Source organism: Bradyrhizobium sp. NBAIM08, from assembly GCF_020193935.1.
Classification (GTDB): Bacteria; Pseudomonadota; Alphaproteobacteria; order Rhizobiales; family Xanthobacteraceae; genus Bradyrhizobium; species Bradyrhizobium yuanmingense.
This window is the reverse complement of the sequence record NZ_JADYVR010000446.1, coordinates 1-439: the sequence shown is the minus strand read 5'-3', so window position 1 is coordinate 439 and position 439 is coordinate 1. Positions and strand designations below refer to the sequence as shown.

2 protein-coding genes are annotated in these 439 nt (G+C 72.2%); one reads left to right on the top strand and one right to left on the bottom strand.

Going from position 1 to position 439, the window contains the following annotated elements:
• Positions 1-240: L,D-transpeptidase (locus I6F37_RS40360; protein WP_225154429.1), on the top strand; the 240-nt coding region annotated here is incomplete at its 5' end.
• A 12-nt stretch (positions 241-252) separates the two neighbouring features.
• On the opposite strand, the gene I6F37_RS40355 is transcribed toward I6F37_RS40360, so the two are convergent.
• A partial coding sequence (locus I6F37_RS40355) for a hypothetical protein (RefSeq protein WP_225154428.1) occupies positions 253-439 on the bottom strand: 187 nt, incomplete at its 5' end.

Here is a 439-nt window from a genome sequence, read left to right as displayed (position 1 = left end):
GAGCAGGCCTACGCCTTCGACGGCTCGGGCAGCATGAAGTACTTCGTCCGGTTCGCCGAGGGCGACACGGGTGCCGCCATCGGCTTCCACGACATCCCCGTCGACGACGACGGGGACCTCGTGCAGACCCTCGACCAGCTGGGCACGCCTCAGTCGCACGGCTGCATCCGTCAGGAGCAGGAGGACGCGATCGCCCTCTGGGAGTTCACCGACATCGGCACCGAGGTCGTCGTCGTCTGACCCGTCCGGGTGTCAGGCGGTCGCGGTCGCCTGGCCCTGCTCGCCGGAGCCACCCTGGCCGCCGGAGCGACGTCGGCGGTTGCGGTTCCGGTTGCGGCTGCCTGACTGACCGGAGGGAGCGGAGCCGCCCTCGGCCTTGGGCTGCTCGGCGCCTGCCGCGACCGACTCGCCGCTGCGGGTGCGCGTGCGGTTGCGGTCC